The 18,585-nt window shown below is 52.5% G+C and carries 17 protein-coding genes; 9 read left to right on the top strand and 8 right to left on the bottom strand.

Annotated features, from left to right (window positions below; all coding sequences use genetic code 11):
- Positions 1-8: 8 nt before the first annotated feature.
- The 5 genes from ABNH10_RS01610 (at position 9) to ABNH10_RS01590 (ending at position 4,774) form a co-directional block, all read left to right on the top strand.
- Positions 9-1,358, top strand: coding sequence for a PDDEXK-like family protein (locus tag ABNH10_RS01610; protein WP_349384453.1), 1,350 nt, complete (start codon positions 9-11; stop codon positions 1,356-1,358).
- Positions 1,355-1,690 (top strand): hypothetical protein, encoded by a 336-nt coding sequence (locus tag ABNH10_RS01605; RefSeq protein WP_349384452.1) that lies wholly within the window; start codon positions 1,355-1,357, stop codon positions 1,688-1,690. Before ABNH10_RS01610 ends, ABNH10_RS01605 begins: the two co-directional genes overlap by 4 nt.
- A gap of 791 nt (positions 1,691-2,481) precedes the next feature.
- Positions 2,482-2,679: a helix-turn-helix transcriptional regulator gene (locus tag ABNH10_RS01600; RefSeq protein ID WP_349384451.1), complete on the top strand. Its 198-nt coding sequence runs from the start codon at positions 2,482-2,484 to the stop codon at positions 2,677-2,679.
- Positions 2,680-2,692: 13 nt separating this feature from the next.
- Complete coding sequence (locus ABNH10_RS01595; RefSeq protein WP_206837648.1) at positions 2,693-4,369, top strand: DUF927 domain-containing protein; 1,677 nt, start codon at positions 2,693-2,695, stop codon at positions 4,367-4,369.
- 60 nt (positions 4,370-4,429) lie between these two features.
- Positions 4,430-4,774 carry a helix-turn-helix transcriptional regulator gene (locus ABNH10_RS01590; protein WP_206837651.1) on the top strand — a complete coding sequence of 115 codons (345 nt, stop codon included), beginning with the start codon at positions 4,430-4,432 and terminating at the stop codon, positions 4,772-4,774.
- A gap of 45 nt (positions 4,775-4,819) precedes the next feature.
- On the opposite strand, the gene ABNH10_RS01585 is transcribed toward ABNH10_RS01590, so the two are convergent.
- The 5 genes from ABNH10_RS01585 to rpmH all read right to left on the bottom strand — a co-directional run bounded on the left by ABNH10_RS01585 (position 4,820) and on the right by rpmH (position 9,985).
- On the bottom strand, positions 4,820-6,010 hold the full coding sequence (locus tag ABNH10_RS01585) for a site-specific integrase (protein ID WP_349384450.1): 1,191 nt from the start codon (positions 6,008-6,010) through the stop codon (positions 4,820-4,822).
- 170 nt (positions 6,011-6,180) lie between these two features.
- Positions 6,181-7,551, bottom strand: coding sequence for a tRNA uridine-5-carboxymethylaminomethyl(34) synthesis GTPase MnmE (gene mnmE, locus ABNH10_RS01580; RefSeq protein WP_349384449.1), 1,371 nt, complete (start codon positions 7,549-7,551; stop codon positions 6,181-6,183).
- 106 nt (positions 7,552-7,657) lie between these two features.
- A complete protein-coding gene (gene yidC, locus ABNH10_RS01575) occupies positions 7,658-9,406 on the bottom strand; it encodes a membrane protein insertase YidC (RefSeq protein WP_349384448.1) in 1,749 nt (582 codons plus the stop codon).
- Between the two features lie 40 nt (positions 9,407-9,446).
- Positions 9,447-9,812, bottom strand: coding sequence for a ribonuclease P protein component (gene rnpA, locus ABNH10_RS01570; protein ID WP_349384447.1), 366 nt, complete (start codon positions 9,810-9,812; stop codon positions 9,447-9,449).
- Between the two features lie 38 nt (positions 9,813-9,850).
- Positions 9,851-9,985 carry a 50S ribosomal protein L34 gene (rpmH, locus tag ABNH10_RS01565; RefSeq protein WP_011590025.1) on the bottom strand — a complete coding sequence of 45 codons (135 nt, stop codon included), beginning with the start codon at positions 9,983-9,985 and terminating at the stop codon, positions 9,851-9,853.
- 512 nt (positions 9,986-10,497) lie between these two features.
- On the opposite strand from rpmH, the gene dnaA reads away from it, so the two are divergent.
- From dnaA to gyrB, 4 genes are all read left to right on the top strand, one after another.
- Positions 10,498-11,922 carry a chromosomal replication initiator protein DnaA gene (dnaA, locus tag ABNH10_RS01560; protein ID WP_349384446.1) on the top strand — a complete coding sequence of 475 codons (1,425 nt, stop codon included), beginning with the start codon at positions 10,498-10,500 and terminating at the stop codon, positions 11,920-11,922.
- 52 nt (positions 11,923-11,974) lie between these two features.
- Positions 11,975-13,075 (top strand): DNA polymerase III subunit beta, encoded by a 1,101-nt coding sequence (gene dnaN / locus ABNH10_RS01555; protein ID WP_349384445.1) that lies wholly within the window; start codon positions 11,975-11,977, stop codon positions 13,073-13,075.
- 87 nt (positions 13,076-13,162) lie between these two features.
- Positions 13,163-14,272 (top strand): DNA replication/repair protein RecF, encoded by a 1,110-nt coding sequence (gene recF / locus ABNH10_RS01550; RefSeq protein ID WP_349384444.1) that lies wholly within the window; start codon positions 13,163-13,165, stop codon positions 14,270-14,272.
- Positions 14,273-14,281: 9 nt separating this feature from the next.
- Complete coding sequence (gene gyrB, locus ABNH10_RS01545) at positions 14,282-16,699, top strand: DNA topoisomerase (ATP-hydrolyzing) subunit B (RefSeq protein WP_349384443.1); 2,418 nt, start codon at positions 14,282-14,284, stop codon at positions 16,697-16,699.
- Between the two features lie 95 nt (positions 16,700-16,794).
- On the opposite strand, the gene ABNH10_RS01540 is transcribed toward gyrB, so the two are convergent.
- The 3 genes from ABNH10_RS01540 to gmhB all read right to left on the bottom strand — a co-directional run bounded on the left by ABNH10_RS01540 (position 16,795) and on the right by gmhB (position 18,579).
- Positions 16,795-17,151, bottom strand: a complete 357-nt coding sequence (locus ABNH10_RS01540) for an H-NS histone family protein (RefSeq protein WP_349384442.1) — start codon at positions 17,149-17,151, stop codon at positions 16,795-16,797.
- Between the two features lie 154 nt (positions 17,152-17,305).
- Complete coding sequence (locus ABNH10_RS01535; protein WP_349384441.1) at positions 17,306-18,034, bottom strand: lysophospholipid acyltransferase family protein; 729 nt, start codon at positions 18,032-18,034, stop codon at positions 17,306-17,308.
- Positions 18,031-18,579, bottom strand: coding sequence for a D-glycero-beta-D-manno-heptose 1,7-bisphosphate 7-phosphatase (gmhB, locus tag ABNH10_RS01530; protein ID WP_349384440.1), 549 nt, complete (start codon positions 18,577-18,579; stop codon positions 18,031-18,033). Before gmhB ends, ABNH10_RS01535 begins: the two co-directional genes overlap by 4 nt.
- Between the last annotated feature and the right edge of the window lie 6 nt (positions 18,580-18,585).

Below are 18,585 nucleotides of genomic sequence, written 5' to 3'. Positions count from 1 at the left end.
CAGGCGAAATGGAATCATGGGAAGAACTCTTCGCTGCGCTGGAAGCGTTTGACGAGGAACAGGCGGAACAAAAACGAAAGGGATTGAACGACTTCAATCTGCTCAGCTCGGTTCTGTCAGTCAATGATGAAGTCCGGCTTCATACCCGGTTTATCTATGCTCTGCTGAATCCGAAGGGGAAGCATTATCAGGGAACGCGGTTTCTGGAACTCTTCCTGGAGGCTATCGGACGACAGGATTGGCTGGATCCGACATCTGTAACCGTGCTGAAAGAACATTGTCCGGATGGCCAGGGAGATCAGATTGACCTGTGGATAACCGATGGTAAACGTCAGATCGTTGTCGAAAACAAACTCAATGCGCAGGACCAGCCCCGGCAGGTTGCGCGTTACCTTGAGGTGATTAATGCCACGGATCCGGCACAGGCAGACGAAACGCTGTTTATTTACCTGACTAAAAATCGACAAGCCCCCTCTGCCTTTGGTTTGGGTGGGTTAACGGTTTGTCACCGGACATCCCGTTTGCTCAACACCAGCAGTCAACCGGTCGCTCACTATCAAAATCTCAGTTACCGGAAAAATACTCAACAAGACAGCATTCATACCTGGCTAGAGTCATGCGTTAACGCTGTTGACCGGCAATCTCACATCGCTTGGGCGTTGCAGGATTATCAGGCAGTGGTAGAACGGGCAACGAAGGAGTATGTGAGCAAGGTGAAAACGCTACAAGAGGTTCTCAATGAGGGCATTGCCGAGGGAAAGCGACACCACGAGCAGGCAATTCAGTTGGTCAGAGAATTACCGACTATACACGCGAGCTGGCTTGAACAGGCATTAACAGCCAATCTCGAAGAGCTATTCGAGCCGTTTGTCGGTAATGGTGACATGACCAGGATTGGCCCGGAAAACGTCGAGTTACTGAGTCCCTTCGTCCATATTGCTTTTCAAGATAATGCTGCCAGCCTCCTGTACGCGCCGAGATTCAATTTTTTCCGGCCCGGTAATGGGACACGCAACCGGGGCGCTTTCTATCGTCTGGAGACCGGGCCATACGCCAAGCAGGCGGTTCTTATGCTGTTTTACGGCTCCAAAATGCTGCATGTAGGTTGCCTCCTGGCAAAGCACACGGATCTTTCTGCAGATGCGCTGATACCAGATTTGAAGCTTTTAGAGCCGAAGGCACCACTAGCAAGCAAGATATTTCCCCGAATCCTGACGTACCCAGAACCCCTTGAGTATCAGGGTATTATTCACCTTGCTGACTTTTCTAACAGCCCACAACGACGAATTCTGAACCAACTTTTAACAATCTTGGGTTGTGCTGACGGCACGACCGCATCAGAAGGAAACGCGATATGAGCTACGACGCTAATTTCGATCAAACCCGACTAGACCAACTGGCGGAACAGTACCTGGCAGATAATCGAGCAGAAGGGGAAGTGTTTTTTCTGAGTGATTCCGATGATAACCGCCTCGATCATGCTCGTTGGCGGTTCGAGGAGACTGATCACGATTCATTGAAGGATTCCGGCTTCAAAATGCATTTGATGGAGCTGCTGGACACCTTGCTGGTGTATCGCGCCGAACACGATAAACCGAACGCTAGCCAGGGCGTTGTAAAAGTTTGCGGCCGTGATCTGGCAATTGAGTGGCTGCCTCGGAGTAAGTTTGAAGAGTTACGGAATACGTAAGCCTGTACTGACGTGTCATTAGTGCCGGCATCTACCCAAACCTGCTCCGATATTTCTCCAGGACGAGAGGATTACCGCCCTGGAGGACTTTCCAATCGCTACACATACCTATCTGATTTGGATAACTTTGAGCCCATTCCATGCGTTCTAATAGGTCGCCTCTTGGAGATATGAGCGGCACATACGCTATTAATCTGGATAAGTTGTCGTCGGAATCCCAGTGTGAGAGTTTTCCAAATCAGATGGAACCGATGGGCTTTCAGTCCAGTAACCTTCCTGCCAGCGCTTCTGCGACTGGTGCACCCTAAAGCGCCTCGAAAAAGGCTCGCTGGGCACTTGTTGATGTTTCCCAGACTCGACGTTTACTGATATGGCGTGAATGGGCCTCTGAACGGGCCTTCATGAGGCTATTTCGGTTAGCGAGCACCTGGTGCTATTCAGCCTTGCTCGAAACGGCCTCGCAAAGGCCTTTCTCAAAGAAGAATGTGTGATTCGAATTCGTACAGCCATCAGTGAATCAAAATATGATTCTGAGACCGGAAAATGACTTTCACATGTGAAAGTCATGCAGCTAACTTGGTCATTAAATGCACAAAATCCACTCATGTAAGCCCTAATTTTGCGATTATGACGTTCTTTTTCTGGTTTCTTGTAATTTTTATCTATTAATAATCAATGGCTTATTAGCCGACCTCTCCTTTGCGCCCTTTTTGGGCAATTCCGCGGTTCTCCCCTAAGACGAATATTTCCGATGATTGCTCCGAACGATTCACAACCCAACTGGAGTAGTCATGAAGAAACAATCAAACACCACGACTGGCCGTCTGCTGACCTATGAGGAGGTCTGCACTGTTCTGAAGACATCGCAGGCAACGCTACGCCGTTATGTAAAACAAGGTCGGTTCCCGGCACCAGTGAAGCCTAACCCCAATGGCCGAGCCGTTCGCTTTCGCTATCAGGATGTGAAAGCTTGGCTGGACAAGCTGTGAGAGGTGCGGGCTGATGCAATACAAACTGCAAGAAGACGGGCTCTATGCATTGTCAGGTGACCACTGGCAGCGTGTAGGCGGTTGGATTCAGGTAATGGCTCGAACCAGGTTAACCGACAAACGGCACGGACACGGAGCGTTGCTTGAATGGCAGAATTTCGATGGTGTGAAGCTACGTGAGGTCGTCTATGCCCGAGATCTCAACAGCGATAATGCCCGACAGGTGCGAGATATGCTGGTTGATACCGGTTATCCACTGACACCCGGGCAGGCAAGCTGGAGTCGGCTTCAGCACTATCTGTTGGAACAGATGGCTCTCGCCGAACCGGCAACAGTGGTTAATCGAACGGGTTGGCACGGTGGAGTATTTGCCACCAGTAACTGGACGATCGGCTCAGCTGGCGAGCCGCACCATTTCGTAGGCCAATTATCAGGCACTCCGACATTAGAGGAGTCTGGGAATCTCAGCGACTGGCAGACTTATGTCGGTCAGCTATGCCGAGGCAACCCGTTAGCAATATTCAGCATTGGCACGGCACTGGCTGCGCCACTTATTGCGCCTGCTGGTATGGAAAATGGCGCAATCCATCTGGTTGGAGCATCGTCGACTGGGAAGACGACCTTGTTGCAATTGGCGGCCAGCGTCTACGGGAGCAATCGCTATGTCCGCAGTTGGATCTCAACCAGTAACGGGTTAGCGGCAGTCTCATCAGAGCACAACGACATGTTGTTGCCGTTAGATGAGATCGGCATGGCTCGCCCAGAAGACATCGATACGGCGATCTATCAGATCATGAACGGATCAGGGAAGCTACGCGCCAACGTTTCGGGCGAGTTGGCCACAACTTCGCACTGGCGAACGTTGGTGTTGAGTAGCGGCGAAATCTGGATTGCCGAGCTACTTCAGCAGATCGGTAAACCGTTACGCGCAGGCCAGCAGATACGTTTGGTAGAAATTCCAATCTTTGGCACTCATGGGGCATTTGATGAATTGCACGGTCATAAACATGCTCAGCAATTCGTGGACGAGCTGAAACTGTCGTGTCAGCGCTATCACGGCACTGTTTTCCGTGAATGGATTGCGTTACTGACCGAGCGCCATGACGAGCTGAACAGCTACCTGAGTCACGAAATTGGTCGCCTAAGCGGTATTTGGACACGAGACCAGATGGCATCGCAGGTGCAACGGGTCATCAGGCGGTTTGCGCTCATAGGGGCGGCACTTTGTCTCGGTAGTAGGAATTTCATTCTCCCTTGGAGCGAGGAAGAGTCCTTGGCAGCCGTCCACCGAACCTTGAAGGCTTGGCTGGATAATAGAGGCCACTCCAGAAACTCTGAGGAATTCCGGCTTCTCAAAGCGCTGGAGCGAGCCATGAAAGTCTGGGAGCGCAGTCTCAGTGATATTGAACAAGCGAGTGGCCAGGGGGGAGCTGGTTTTCGACGCTCACACGAGGGACGCGAGTTGTGGTTGATCTATAAATCGCACTTCCTGAAGCGGCTCGGGCTGCCGACCCATTACATGAGGGAAGTGGAGGTGCTGTTACAGCGCGACTGCCTGGTGAGTAATGAGCGCTCCCGGGGGACCTACAAAACCAGGGTCAATGGAGATTTGCAGCGGTTTTTCGCGCTCAGGCCTGACCAAGTTAGGCGACAGCTTGAAGAACTGGAGAGGATTGAACATGAGGACTGACACGGTGTTCCCAATTTCCCAGTTTTCCCACTTTGGTTATGGCGGTGTAGGGGTAGAGAGATGACAGAAAAAGAAATGCTGCAACGGGTGTTGCAGGACATGATGGTCCTCAAAAAAATAATTTTGGATCATATCGGTGGCAGCAAGGCCTCGGAGGCCGACAAGGAGATCATGAGTCTTGAAGACTGTGCGGAATATACGGGGCTGAAGAAAAGTACCCTGTACCAGCTAACCTCCCAAAAGAAGATCCCACACTTCAAGCCAAATGGTCACCGGATTTTCTTTCGCCGCGCAGATATCCTGAAGTGGCTCCAGTCCAACCGGATCGCGACAGCGGACGAAATCGAAAAGGCGGCTGCTCAGCACCTGGTGAGCCATCGAAGACCAGGACGACGGAGTTTATGATGTGGGGCAGGTTTAAAGAGGGGCTGTGAAAGCCCCTCTCGTCACTTAGGCTGCACATTCCCCAACCTCGTCCAGTGTCTCCTCAAATATGTCAGGAAAACTCCTCATGGCCTCTGTACGGCGAGTTTCGAGTATGTCCGCGTAGATCTCCGTGGTTCTGAGCTCGCTGTGGCCCAGAAGCCGGGACAACGAGTAGATATCCACACCCCTGGCCAGTTGATTGACCGCAAAGGTGTGCCGTCCGGCATGGAAAGTGACGTTCTTGGTGATTCCTGCCCGCATGACCCACTGCGCTAATGCAACGTTGGTGTAGGAGTCGTACTTCAGACCCTTGAATACCCTATCACCTGGCTTACCGCGACTCTCCAGGTTCAACAATCTCACCGCTGAATCAGGAAGGTCAAGGTATTGCAGCGAGTTCCCGACATTCACCAGTTTTTTCTGCCGGAAAATAATGCGGTAATGATCATCGCCGAATTGCTCTATCTCACCCCATACCAGCTTGTGGATATCTGACCAGCGCAGGCCTGTGGTGCAGGAAAACAGGAATGCTCGGCGTAGAACGTCATACCGGCATTCGGCTTTGGTCAGAGCCCGAACTTCTTCCAGGGTCAGATAGGTTCGTTTGGTGTTTTCCGGTTTGATGGACTTGACCTGTTGAACCGGGTTATGGCGGATAATGCCGTCCCGATAGGCCTGGTTGAGCGCCGCTCGAACCTTATTGAAATAGCTGCTGGTGGTGTTCTTGGCCAGTTTGGTACCGGATTTGGTGGTGGCTTCATGTAGAAGGTAATGTCGAAAGCCTTCCAGGAATCGTTTGTCGACTTGCTCAAAAGTCAGTTCACACAAGCCATGATACCGGTGCAAGTGATGACGTGTGGAGATCCAGATTGAATGATTGGATCTGCTTCCGGACACTTTCTCGTCAGTCAGCTGGTCGAAGTAGTCAAAGAAGCTGGCAGAAAGCTTGGTTCGATCATCCAATCCATGCCGTGACGATTCACTTTCCAGCAATCGTTTTGCCCGGATGGCCTCAGCCTGACGATTTACAGTCTTGTTGTGCTCGCGCTCCTCGGGAAGCCGGGGTTTGTCATAGAGAAACAGGTCTAAAGTCTCATAGGAACGTTTCTGCGAACGCGAGCCGTTTTTGTCTGTTTTGGAACCGTGGTAGTAAACCAGGCGAAGGGCACGGTGTCCGTTCTTGTCTGGTTCGCGCTTCTGGATAGTAATTTTCATGTTTTGCTCCTTTTGTGCTCCATGTGCTCCGAAAACTTATACTCGGAGCACACACGGAGCAAGAGGGGACAAAACGGATCAAACTGCTTGTAAAGAAATAAAAGAAGTTTACTTATAAAACAATAACTTACTTGTATTCAGTTGGATGCTTTTCGATATTTTTGAGCGTTTTACTTCCCGATGCAGAATGACGAGAAAATGCGGCCCAATAGATCATCCGCCGTAAATACTCCGGTGATCTCTTCTAATGCCTTCTGGGCAGCTCGAAGGTCTTCGGCCAGCAACTCCCCAGCAGCCTGACCATGCAATTGCCGCGCGCCACTATCCAGTGCCGCCAACGCATGCTCCAGGGCGGAGATATGACGGCGACGGGCAGAAAAGCGACTTTGTCCTTCTCCTTGATAACCAGCGGCTTCTTTTAGATGGGCACGTAAGGCATTCAACCCCTCCCCACTGGCAGCTGAAATCACAAAAGCGCCATCGTCACGTACACCGGTTGCCAATCCAGACAAATCCGCTTTGTTAAGCACCACGGTGACGGGCAAATCCAGGTTTCCCAATTGCTGCTGGCTTTGCGGAAGCAAGCGGTGCAGGTCGCCAATATCGTCCTGCGGATCCCGGGAATCCACCATCACCAACAAACGATCCGCTTTGCGCATTTCCGCGTAGGCCCGGCGAATCCCTTCCTGTTCCACCACGTCAGCACTGTCGCGCAAGCCCGCCGTATCGATCAGGTTCAAGGGCATACCATCAAGCTGGATAGACTCACGCAATACATCCCGGGTGGTGCCAGCTATATCGGTGACGATGGCCGCATCGAAACCAGCCAAAGCATTCATCAGCGAGGATTTGCCCGCATTGGGCTTACCGGCAATCACCAGGGTCATGCCTTCACGTACCAGCCGTCCTTGATTGGCTTCATCCAGTACCCGCAGGCACTGTTTGCGCACTTCGATCAGATCACTGGCCACCTTGCCATCGGATAGGAAGTCGATTTCCTCTTCCGGGAAATCGATGGCCGCTTCCACATAGATACGCAAGTTAATCAGCGCCTCAACCAGCTGGTTCACTTCAGCGGAGAACACCCCCTGCAGGGAGTGCAGCGCCGCCCGCGCAGAGGCCGCAGTGCCGGCATCGATCAGATCGGCAATGGCTTCCGCCTGAGTCAGATCCACCTTGTCGTTGAGGAAGGCCCGCTGGGAAAACTCGCCGGCACGGGCCTGGCGGGCACCGGCAGCAATACAGGCGGCCACCAGCATATCCAGAATCACCGGGCCACCGTGCCCTTGCAGCTCCACCACATCTTCCCCGGTAAAGGAGTGCGGGGCGGGGAAGCTGATCACCAGGCCTTCATCCAGAACGTCACCATCCTGATTCCGAAAGCGGCAAAAATGCGCCAACCGAGGGGAAAGTAAGCGCTCACCAACAATAGATGACGCTATGCTAAACGCCTGGGGGCCAGAAAGGCGCACCACACCGATCCCCCCCCGGCCTGGGGCAGTAGCAATGGCAACAATGGTCTCTGGGTTAGAGGTAAGCATAGACTGATTATAGAGAGCGCTTTGCACCCGATGCTAGAGGACGGTCAGAAAAGAAAAAGCCGGTCTCTCAACCGGCTTTACTCTGTCTCGCGGCCAACCTGGTGCGTCAGGCCTCACTCTCAATCTTGCGGGTAATAATCCACTGCTGGGCAATAGAGAGGATGTTGTTGGTCAGCCAGTACAGTACCAGGCCAGCCGGGAACCACAGCATGAACACGGCGAAGATCATCGGCATCCACTTCATCACCTGTGCCTGGGTTGGATCCGCCGGGGTCGGGTTCAGGCGGGTCTGCAAGAACATGGAAGCGCCCATCAGGATGGGCAGTACAAAGTACGGATCCATCACGGAAAGGTCGTTAATCCATAGGAAGAACGGCGCCTGACGCAGTTCCACCGATTCCAGCAGCACATAATACAGGGCAATGAACACTGGCATCTGTACCAGCATCGGCAAACAGCCACCCAGCGGGTTGATCTTTTCCCGCTTGAACAGATTCATGGTTTCCATCTGCTGTTTTTGCTTATCGTTCTTGTTCTGCTCCTTGATGCGCTGCATTTCCGGCGCAACCTTGCGCATTTTGGCCATGGAGCGATAGCTGGTGGCGCTGAGCTTAAAGAAAATTGCCTTGATGATTAAGGTCAATAAGATGATCGCCACACCCCAGTTACCCACACCGCCACCGATATCGATATCCATCCCGAATACGGAGACTTCCCCGCTTTGCAAGAACACCAGCAAGGCAAAGATGGGCTGGGAGATAAACCACAACCAGCCATAGTCCACAGTCATGTTCAACCCAGGGCTGATGGCTTCCAGGTTGTCCTGCTGCTTGGGCCCAGCATAGAACTCGGAGTACAACACCGATTCTTCACCCGGCTGCACTGTGGTATTAGGCGAAACAAACCGCAGCAGGTACTGATCGCGAGACTTCAGATACACGCTGGAGTAATGATTTTTCTGCTTGGCGTCGGGAATCCAGGCAGACACAAAGTAATGCTGCACCATTGCCAGCCAGCCGCCTTCCACGGTTTGGTCTAGCTTGACGTCGTCTTCGCTCATGTCGTCAAAGGTGAGCTTATTGTATGGCTTATCGGTGCTCCAGTACGCGGCCCCCAAGTAAGTAGGCATGGGCGCGAAACCGGTGGTAGACAGCCCAGGATCATCACGGCCATCACGTTTGATCTGCCCGTACAACGCCCCCGTCCAAGGGGAGCTGCCCTTATTGCGGACGATATGGCTGACACGGATCAAGTAGCTACCTTTCTCGAAGGTATAGCGTTTGATGATTTCAGCGCCGTTGTCCTGGGTAAGGGTTAAATCGACGTTAAGTTCGTTATCCCCATTGGCAAGCTGATAACTCTGCTGGGCGCTATTCCAGTGCGGGCGCCCTTTGCTGGAGTCGGTACCGTTCTTGCCTACCAACCCGCTCTGAGCCACATAGGTACCATTGCTATTCTGGTCCATGAAAACAAAGGGTTGATCAGGGGAATCGATATTCTTTGGGTAATCGGGCAGTGCCAGGCGAACGATATCACCCCCCACTGGATTGATTTCCACACGAAGAACATCGGTGTTGACTTCAATGCGCTCAGAAGAGGAAACGGTTTCGTCAACGTTTGCTGGTGAAACCGAAGGCTGATTACTATCGGCTTGGGCCGTAGGAATGCTGTTGTCGGTTTCTGGCTGTACGGCAGGCAAACCCGCATTGTCTGCAGATGAAGGGCCCCCCTGTTCTGCCACCTGCTCAACAGGGACTGGGGTTGCCGAGTCTGCGTGATCCCGTTGCCAAGCCTGAATCATCAGGTATGAAACAACGGCAATGCCGGTAATAACTAGGGCGCGCTGGATTTCCATAAGAGGCTTATCTGTGGCGTGAAAAACGGGCCGCAGTTTCTCAAGCTTGCCGACACTTAGCAAGCAGCTTGTCAAATAGCTGGGTGATATCTCGGGTGACTTGATCTGGATCCGGGTTTTCAATTCGGCCGCGAACCAGAAGAATGATATCCAAACCGGCCAATTCTTGCTGTCGGCAGCGGAACTGTTCGCGTACCCGTCGCTTTACTCTGGCACGGTCTACAGCGCGCTTGGCGCGTTTGCGGCCTATCACCAAGCCCAGTCGGGGCTGTGGTTGAGTGTTGCGGGTTACCAAAAGTAAATAACTGCCCAAACCAACCTTCCATTCAGGTTGATCAAAGACGGTTTGATATTGGGACCCGGTAAGAAGGCGATGTTGGCGGGTAAAGGCCTGTGAGATTGGCACTGTTACCTCAGCCAGTAAGGCAAGGTAAAGCGGTTGGCTTATGCAGCCAACCGCTTACGGCCCTTGGCACGACGAGCGGCCAGGATTTTGCGACCATTTTTCGTGGCCATACGAGCACGGAAACCGTGAGCACGTTTGCGTTTGAGCACGCTTGGCTGAAATGTGCGTTTCATGGTGTCTTCCCCACGGATTAGACAGCGATTAGAAGGGCGGCAAGTCTAGGGAAACTGGGAGAGCGTGTCAACGCGCTTTTCCGTCTGCTCAAAAGAAGAGAAGAAACGACTGTTAATAGATTTTATATATTTAAGTATTTATTGATTGTAGTAGTAGTTATAGGGGGAGCGCTTTTCTGTGGGTAACAGGATAAATATCAATAAATTCAAGGCCTTGTATTGATGATAATTTGCGTATCACTATGCGTGATTACTGGGGTTTGTATGGGGATTACCTGTCATTAAGTGTGGGTAAAAGTTGCCCCCCTAGTTATCCACCGGGTTGTACTGTGGGTCGCCAACAGGGTTTGAGCCTAGTTATCCACAGAGTGTCATCATCAAAAAAAGGCCGCTCTCCTGTGGATAGGTAGCCTTCTGTAAGGGTAGAATGGTTGGCTAGGTTGTGCCTTTTTTGTCCTGCAGTCGGGACAGTTTTATGGCGGAAATACATCAAGGTTAATCAAGGCGGGTACGTGTCTGAAGAGCTCTGGCAACGCTGTCTGACGCGACTGGAAGGTGAGTTGCCGTCGCAGCAGTTCAATATGTGGATCCGGCCGCTTCAGGTGGCGGCCTCTGCAGATGGTGCGGAGCTGACACTGTTTGCCCCTAACCGGTTTGTGGTGGACTGGGTTCGCGACAAGTACTTGGATCGTATTGGCGAGGTGCTGGGTGAACTGCAATCTGGGCCATTGCCACAGTTACGCCTGGAAGTGGGGTCCAGCCGAGCCAGTACATCCTCAACGGCATCTTTTAATGGTTCTGCAGCCGCCCCTGCCAGTGGTCCGATAACAACGCCTGCGGTGGCTCCTGCGCCCCGTCAGCCAGAATCCGATAGTCGACCGCAACCTACCGCATTGGGTGGGGCTCGCAAGCACCGCAGCAATCTCAATACCGGGTTTACCTTTTCCACCTTCGTTGAGGGCAAGTCCAACCGAATGGCGGCGGCGGCGGCCCAGCAGGTAGCAGAGAATCCGGCCAGCCATGGTTATAACCCCTTGCTGTTATATGGCGGCGTGGGGTTAGGTAAAACCCACTTAATGCATGCGGTGGGCAATGAACTGTTACGTCGCAATCCAAACGCCAAAGTGGTCTACCTCCACAGTGAGCGGTTTGTGGCAGACATGATTTCTGCCTTGCGTAACAAGACCATTAATGAGTTTAAGCGCTTTTACCGGTCTGTTGATGCCTTGCTGATTGATGATATTCAATTTTTTGCAGGAAAAGAGCAGTCCCAAGAGGAGTTTTTCCACACCTTCAATGCGTTACTGGAAAATGGACAACAGATCATTCTCACCTGCGACAAGTTTCCCAAAGAGGTGGATGGCCTGGAGGAACGACTGAAGAGCCGGTTTGGTTGGGGGTTGTCTCAGCCCATGGAACCGCCAGAGCTGGAAACCCGCGTGGCGATCCTGAAGAAGAAGGCCGAAGAGGCCAAGGTGGATCTGCCCAACGATGCCGCCTTCTTTATTGCCCAGCGAATTCGCTCAAACGTGCGGGAGCTGGAGGGGGCGCTGCGCCGTGTGATTGCTCACGTTCGCTTTACAGGCGCGCAGATTGATATCGGCCTGATCAAGGAAGCGCTGAAGGATTTGATTGCGTTGCAGGCGCGCCAGATCAGCATCGATAATATCCAGCGCATCGTCGCTGAGTACTACAAAATCAAGATTAACGATCTGCTGTCCCCACGTCGCACCCGTTCTGTGGCGCGGCCTCGTCAGGTGGCCATGGCGCTGTCGAAAGAGTTGACCAGCCACAGCCTGCCGGAAATTGGTGAGAATTTTGGTGGCCGGGATCACACCACTGTGCTGCACGCCTGTCGCAAGGTGCTGGAGTTGCGGGAATCCAATCCAGAAATTGAAGAAGATTATCAAAATCTGTTACGGACATTGACGTCCTAATCGGGGTGGCTCTGTGGCGAGTAAAACCCAATAATCAGAACGGGAAAGCGCAATGAAATTCTCAATCAATAGAGAACAGCTGCTCAAGCCGCTACAGCAGGTTGCAGCAGTAGTGGAAAAGCGGCAGACCTTGCCGGTACTGTCCAATGTGTTATTGGAAGTGGGTGATGGCCAGCTATCTATGACCGGGACAGACCTGGAGCTGGAGCTGGTCGCCCGTTTGCCGCTTGAGGGCGAGCTTGAGCCTGGCGAAACCACCGTACCGGCCCGCAAGCTGGTGGATATTGCCAAAAGCTTGCCGGCGGAGGCGGATATCCGTTTTGAGGTGGATGGTGAGCGCATGCTGGTTCGTTCTGGACGTAGCCGCTTTACCTTGTCTACCCTGCCCGCCTCAGAATTTCCGAATCTGGAAGACGCGGCCGCTGGCAGCAGCCTGGAGATGAAGCCGGATATGCTGCGTAGTCTGATTGACCGAACGGCATTTTCCATGGCTCAGCAGGACGTGCGTTACTATCTGAACGGGATGCTGTTTGAGCTTAAGCCAGGTCGCCTGCGGGCGGTGGCCACCGATGGCCATCGTCTGGCCCTGTGCGATGCGGAGCTGGATTCCCCGGTGGAAGAGGCGTCAGTCATTCTGCCGCGCAAGGGGGTGATGGAGTTGTCCCGTATCTTGGGGGATACCGGAGAAGCCGCACGACTAACAATTGGGCGTAATCATGTGCGCATCGTGGTTGGGGCTATCACCTTCACATCCAAACTGGTCGACGGCAAATTTCCAGAATATGACCGAGTGATCCCGAAGGAAGGCTCCCGCAAGGTGGTAGCTGACCGTGAGACCCTGCGCCAAGCGTTGGCTCGAGTGGCGATTCTTTCTAACGAAAAGTACCGCGGTGTGCGGGTGCAGCTGTCTGAAGGTAGTTTGCGGATTGTGGCTAACAACCCGGAGCAGGAAGAAGCGGAAGAAGAAGTGTCCGTGGATTTTAATGGCTCGCCGTTGGAAATCGGTTTCAATGTCAGTTATCTGTTGGATGTGCTAAATACCATGGGGGGCACGCAGGCGGAACTGGAGATGGGTGACAGCAATAGCAGTGCCCTTGTTTTCGATCCTGAGAGTAAGGCAGCCGTGTATGTGGTTATGCCGATGCGCCTCTGAGTATGCATTGTCTTGCCGGGGTGGTCGCCATTGTCGCCCCGTTGATGTTCTCCCCTCCTCTCCCTTCTGACCGCTGTTGCCTCTCCAATGCTTAGCCGTCTTCAGTTAAGCAATTTCCGTAATTACAGCACTGCTGAAGTGGATCTGTCGCCGTCCCTTAATGTAATCCTTGGGGATAATGGTAGCGGCAAGACCAGCTTGTTGGAGGCGATTTACTTTATCGGTAGTGGCGGACGCTCCTTTCGTGGTGGTCGTCTGTCGCGGTTGGTGCGTGATGGCGCTGAGGCCGCCACTTTGTACGCTGAAGTGGTGGGTGTTCAGGATATTCACCGTGTCGGTGTTCGTCGTACGCCTGGGGGAATTGATGCTATCAAGCTGGATGGGCAGACACCCAAGGCATTAAGTGAAGTGGCTGCCTTGTTGCCGGTATTGGCGTTGCATCCTACTTCGGTTGAGTTGGTTTTTGGTGCATCCCAGCTGCGCCGCCGGTTTTTGGACTGGGGAATGTTCCACGTGGAACATCAATTTATGCCGCTGTGGCGGGCGGGCTCCGCCGCGTTGAAGCAGCGCAACGCCCTTCTACGAACCGGTCATCCGAGCCTGCGCGAACTGGGCTTTTGGAATCAGCAACTGTCGCAGACTTCTGATAGAATCGAAGGGTTACGCAGAGGCTATCTGAATGCCCTGCAGCGTGGTCTTGATGAGGCCTTAACGGTACTGGCGCCGGAGCTGAAAATACGTCTTAGGTTGCAAACAGGGCTCCATAAGGGTGAGTCCTATGCCCAAGCATTGGCGCGTCTTCAGTCTGATGACTTGCGGCGTGGTTTTAGCCAAGCCGGGTTTCACCGCAGTGATATCCGTATAGAGAGCCACGGCGTTGTCGCCCGCGATCGTTTATCTCGCGGGCAAGCCAAGTTGGTCGCCTATGGGCTGGTGTTGGCTCAGCTGCCCATGATTAGTCAGTCAGGCAAGGTTTGCACCCTGTTGGTGGACGATCTGGCTGCTGAGTTGGACGAAGAGCACCGTAATCAATTGCTTGGCTATCTAGCCACCACGGGCCACCAAACATTAATTACCGCGCTGGATATGCCCCAATGGGCTGCCATCGTTAATGATAATGACGCATTACAGTCGGTCGAGAGCAAAATGTTCCACGTGGAACATGGAAAGCTGCGATCCCTCACCGAGAGCAAATAAGGAAATACCATGGCGGAGAAAAATTACGATTCATCCAGCATTAAGGTGCTGAAAGGATTGGATGCCGTACGTAAACGTCCAGGCATGTATATCGGTGATACGGATGATGGCACAGGCCTGCACCACATGGTGTTTGAGGTCGTAGATAACTCCATCGATGAAGCACTGGCCGGTTTTTGCTCTGAAATCAAAGTGGTCATCCATCCCGATGAGTCCATGTCTATCCAGGATAATGGCCGTGGTATTCCTACCGATATGCACGAGGAAGAAGGTGTTAGTGCAGCGGAAGTGATCATGACGGTGCTGCACGCTGGTGGTAAGTTCGACGATAACACCTACAAGGTGTCCGGTGGCCTGCATGGTGTGGGCGTTTCAGTGGTAAATGCTTTGTCAGAAGAGCTGAAATTGACTATCCGCCGTAATGGCGAGGTCCACGAGCAGATTTATAATCACGGGGTGCCAGCCAAACCACTGGAAGTGGTGGGCACGACTGATTCCAGCGGCACGGCGGTGCACTTTCGCCCTTCCCAGGAAACGTTCAGTAATATCAAATTCCACTACGATATTCTTGCTAAACGCTTGCGTGAGCTGAGTTTCTTGAATTCCGGTGTGCGTATTCACTTGATGGATGAGCGTAGCGGCGACGAGGACGTTTTCGAATATGAAGGTGGCTTGAGTGCTTTCGTCAGCTACCTCAACACCAACAAAACCGCGCTAAACCAGGTCTTTCACTTCAACTATGAGCGCGAAGAGGATGGTATTGCGGTAGAAGTGGCCATGCAGTGGAATGATTCCTATCAGGAAAATATCTTCTGCTTTACCAACAATATTCCCCAGCGCGATGGTGGTACTCACCTGGCAGGCTTTAGGGCGGCGCTGACTCGTACCTTGAACAGCTACATGGACAAGGAAGGGTTCCTCAAGAAGGAAAAAGCTAATCCATCCGGTGATGATGCCCGGGAAGGGCTGACTGCGGTGGTTTCCGTGAAAGTGCCGGATCCCAAGTTCTCCAGCCAGACTAAGGACAAGCTGGTGTCCTCCGAGGTAAAAAGTGCGGTGGAACAAACCATGGGCGATCTTTTCCAGGATTATTTGCTGGAAAATCCGGGGGAAGCACGCAGTATTGTACAGAAAATTATCGATGCGGCCCGTGCCCGTGATGCGGCTCGTAAAGCCCGTGAGATGACTCGCCGTAAAGGGGCATTGGATATTGCCGGCCTGCCCGGAAAACTGGCGGATTGCCAGCAGAAAGACCCGGCGTTGTCTGAACTCTACATTGTGGAGGGTGATTCTGCGGGTGGTTCGGCCAAGCAGGGTCGAGACCGCAAGAACCAGGCGATTCTGCCGCTTAAGGGTAAAATTCTGAACGTGGAAAAAGCCCGTTTCGACAAGATGTTGTCTTCTCAGGAAGTGGGTACCCTGATTACGGCCCTGGGCTGTGGTATTGGACGAGATGAGTACAATATCGAAAAGCTGCGTTACCACCGCATCATCATCATGACCGATGCTGACGTGGATGGGTCACACATCCGTACCCTGTTACTCACCTTCTTCTTCCGTCAGCTCCCCGAGCTGATTGAGCGTGGTTACGTCTATATCGCTCAGCCGCCGTTGTACAAGGTGAAGAAAGGCAAGCAGGAGACCTACCTGAAGGATGATCCAGCCATGGAGGAGTATTTGACTACCTTGGCGCTGGACAAAACGGGTTTGTATCCGGGTAATGATGCTCCGCCTATCAGTGGTGAGCCCCTGGCCAAGCTGATTACCGAATACCGTAGCGTAATGAAGATTGTCGATCGCCAGTCCCGGGTGTTCCCGGAAGAAGTGCTGGAACAGATGATTTATATGCCGTCACTCAGCGAAGCTTCATTGAATGACGAAACCGCCATGATGCAATGGTGTGAGATCCTGGGTAAACGTGTGGATGCGATTACTGATGCGACCCAGACCTTCACGATTACGGCTCAGCGGGATGCGGAACGGGGCCTGTATCTGCCACGTGTGCAAGTACTCGCTCACGGTGTGCCCCGCGAATATAGGGTGACACTGGATTTCTTGCAGTCACCGGACTATCACAAAATCAAGGCTTTGGGAGAAACCCTGGAAGGTTTGCTAGCTGAGGATGCTTATATTCAACGTGGTGAGTCACAGCGGCCTATCCGTCATTTCGCAGAAGCTCTGGACTGGCTGATGGTTCAAGCTCGCCGTGGCACCAGTTTCCAGCGTTATAAAGGGCTAGGTGAGATGAACGCGGATCAGTTATGGGAAACCACAATGGACCCGGAAAGCCGCCATATGTTGCAGGTGACCATCGAAGATGCCATCGCAGCGGACCAGATTTTCACCTGCCTGATGGGTGACGATGTGGACCCACGCCGTCGGTTCATCGAGTCCAACGCGCTTCAGGTATCTAATTTGGATGTGTAAAGAGACACTGTAAGCGGAACGTTACTTGTAACACGTATTAAAAAAGCGAACCCAAGGGTTCGCTTTTTTGTATTACTGCAAAGTGCGGTAATTTGTTATACCGCAAAATCTTCCAGCTTGGCGCCTTTGCTCAAGGCATCCTGCAACCACAGCGGGCGTTTGCCGCGGCCGGTCCAAGTGTTGCCACTGTTGTTAGGATCGCGGAATTTTACTTTTGCAGGTCGACGTACCCCGGTTTTTTTCTTAGCCGCTTTTTTGCGGGTAGCCTTATTTTTGTCAGCAGAGCTTTTCAGCAGATCTTGAGGATCGACACCCAGAGTCTTGGCCATTTTTTCCAGTACAGCCTGGGCATTTTTCAAATCGGCTTTACGCTTTTTATCCAGCGCGGACTCTGCCTGCTTAATCAGTTTTTCCAGCTCTTCGACAGACAGTTCGTCAAGATTAATGCTCATTAAGGTGCCCTTGTTTTAGGTCATTGAATAACGGCCCAGACTGTAATTATTTTAAAAGGGCTTGGCAATATAAAAGCGATTAAATGCCCCCAAGTAACTCCTTTACCAAGTTTACCAACCGCTCATACTAATAGAATAGCGAAGGTTATACGTTTTAATTCGGGTAGTGATCCGCTATCCATTGCTGTACTTCAGCGGTTATCTGCTTGGCTTTTTTATTTTCGGTCGAAATGGGGGGGCTTATGCGCAAGGTGATCGTACCGGGATAACGGATCCAAGTTTTTCGCGGCCAGCAATTTCCGCTGTTATGAGAAATCGCAATAACGGGTACACCAGCTTGGCTTGCTAGCAAACTGCCACCGTGGTTGAACTTGCCCAAGGTGTGGGGCGGTTGTCGTGTTCCTTCCGGGAAGATGAGCACCGGCAGGCCGCTTTTGAGGCGTTGTTTGCCTTGGGAAAGAACGGATTTCAGCGCACCATTGCCATCACTTCGGTTGATGCGAATAGGATTAAGCAACGCCAAGCCCCAGCCGAAGAAAGGAATCCACAGCAGTTCTCTTTTTAACACGGTGGCTTGTGGGCTAATGAGTACTTGTAGGTAAAAGGTTTCCCAGCTGCTCTGGTGGTTAGCGAGGATGACGTAGACGTCTTCGCTGAGGTGTTCGTACCCTTCTAACTTTACGGTAATACGGTTGAGCCGCTGGTCGAGCCACATGGCAAAACGAGTCCACTGGTTAATAAACCGGTGGCGTGCATGTCGTGGCAGAAAGGGGCCGATAAGGACGCATAAGAAACTGTGAAAAATGCCGGTAAGGCTATACAGCACAAAAAAAAGTGCGCTGCGGACCTTAATCGACAGCGACGGTGGGGCCTGCTGGGTCATGCCTTTTCCTTCAAGGTGTGATCTGTAAAGTCAGCGAGGGAATCATAAATAGCAACGGTGCCCAAGGAGTCAGGCAGGCCCTTTTCAAGAGTCTTGTTTCCTTTACCGGTGCGTACCAGTACCGGTAGGCAATGGCGAGCGAGTCCTGCTTCAAGATCTCTAAGGCTATCACCAATCAACGGAGCCCCGGTCACATCGCCATACTCGGTAACAATCTGATCGATAAGACCGGGTAGTGGTTTGCGGCAAGTACAACCGTCATCGGGACCGTGGGGGCAGTAGACGATCTTGCCGAGCTTGCCGCCCTGCTCTGCTACCAAGGTGCGAAGTTGATCATGCATGGCCTCTAGCGTGGCCACATCATAGTAGCCCCGCGCGATACCCGATTGGTTCGTCGCCACTGTCACGATATAGCCTGCTTTACTTAAGCGGGCAATGGCGTCAATGCTACCGGGGATAGGAATCCACTCGTCTAGCGTTTTGATGTAGGCATTGGAGTCTTCGTTAATGACACCGTCACGATCGAGAATAATAATCTTACTCATGAGCGA

It is taken from the genome of Alcanivorax sp. (assembly GCF_040119285.1).
Lineage (GTDB): Bacteria > Pseudomonadota > Gammaproteobacteria > Pseudomonadales > Alcanivoracaceae > Alcanivorax.
This window is presented reverse-complemented; position numbering and strand designations above follow the sequence as displayed.

Excerpts from the sequence above, each read along its gene's own strand:
- ABNH10_RS01595 (WP_206837648.1), top strand. The coding sequence starts at position 2,693 with ATGCAATACAAACTGCAAGAAGACGGGCTCTATGCATTGTCAGGTGAC.
- ABNH10_RS01535 (WP_349384441.1), bottom strand. The coding sequence starts at position 18,034 with ATGACCCAGCAGGCCCCACCGTCGCTGTCGATTAAGGTCCGCAGCGCA.
- yidC (WP_349384448.1), bottom strand. The coding sequence starts at position 9,406 with ATGGAAATCCAGCGCGCCCTAGTTATTACCGGCATTGCCGTTGTTTCA.
- gmhB (WP_349384440.1), bottom strand. The coding sequence starts at position 18,579 with ATGAGTAAGATTATTATTCTCGATCGTGACGGTGTCATTAACGAAGAC.
- ABNH10_RS01585 (WP_349384450.1), bottom strand. The coding sequence starts at position 6,010 with ATGAAAATTACTATCCAGAAGCGCGAACCAGACAAGAACGGACACCGT.
- dnaN (WP_349384445.1), top strand. The coding sequence starts at position 11,975 with ATGAAATTCTCAATCAATAGAGAACAGCTGCTCAAGCCGCTACAGCAG.
- rpmH (WP_011590025.1), bottom strand. The coding sequence starts at position 9,985 with ATGAAACGCACATTTCAGCCAAGCGTGCTCAAACGCAAACGTGCTCAC.
- ABNH10_RS01540 (WP_349384442.1), bottom strand. The coding sequence starts at position 17,151 with ATGAGCATTAATCTTGACGAACTGTCTGTCGAAGAGCTGGAAAAACTG.
- ABNH10_RS01610 (WP_349384453.1), top strand. The coding sequence starts at position 9 with ATGGAATCATGGGAAGAACTCTTCGCTGCGCTGGAAGCGTTTGACGAG.
- gyrB (WP_349384443.1), top strand. The coding sequence starts at position 14,282 with ATGGCGGAGAAAAATTACGATTCATCCAGCATTAAGGTGCTGAAAGGA.
- ABNH10_RS01605 (WP_349384452.1), top strand. The coding sequence starts at position 1,355 with ATGAGCTACGACGCTAATTTCGATCAAACCCGACTAGACCAACTGGCG.
- ABNH10_RS01600 (WP_349384451.1), top strand. The coding sequence starts at position 2,482 with ATGAAGAAACAATCAAACACCACGACTGGCCGTCTGCTGACCTATGAG.
- mnmE (WP_349384449.1), bottom strand. The coding sequence starts at position 7,551 with ATGCTTACCTCTAACCCAGAGACCATTGTTGCCATTGCTACTGCCCCA.
- recF (WP_349384444.1), top strand. The coding sequence starts at position 13,163 with ATGCTTAGCCGTCTTCAGTTAAGCAATTTCCGTAATTACAGCACTGCT.
- ABNH10_RS01590 (WP_206837651.1), top strand. The coding sequence starts at position 4,430 with ATGACAGAAAAAGAAATGCTGCAACGGGTGTTGCAGGACATGATGGTC.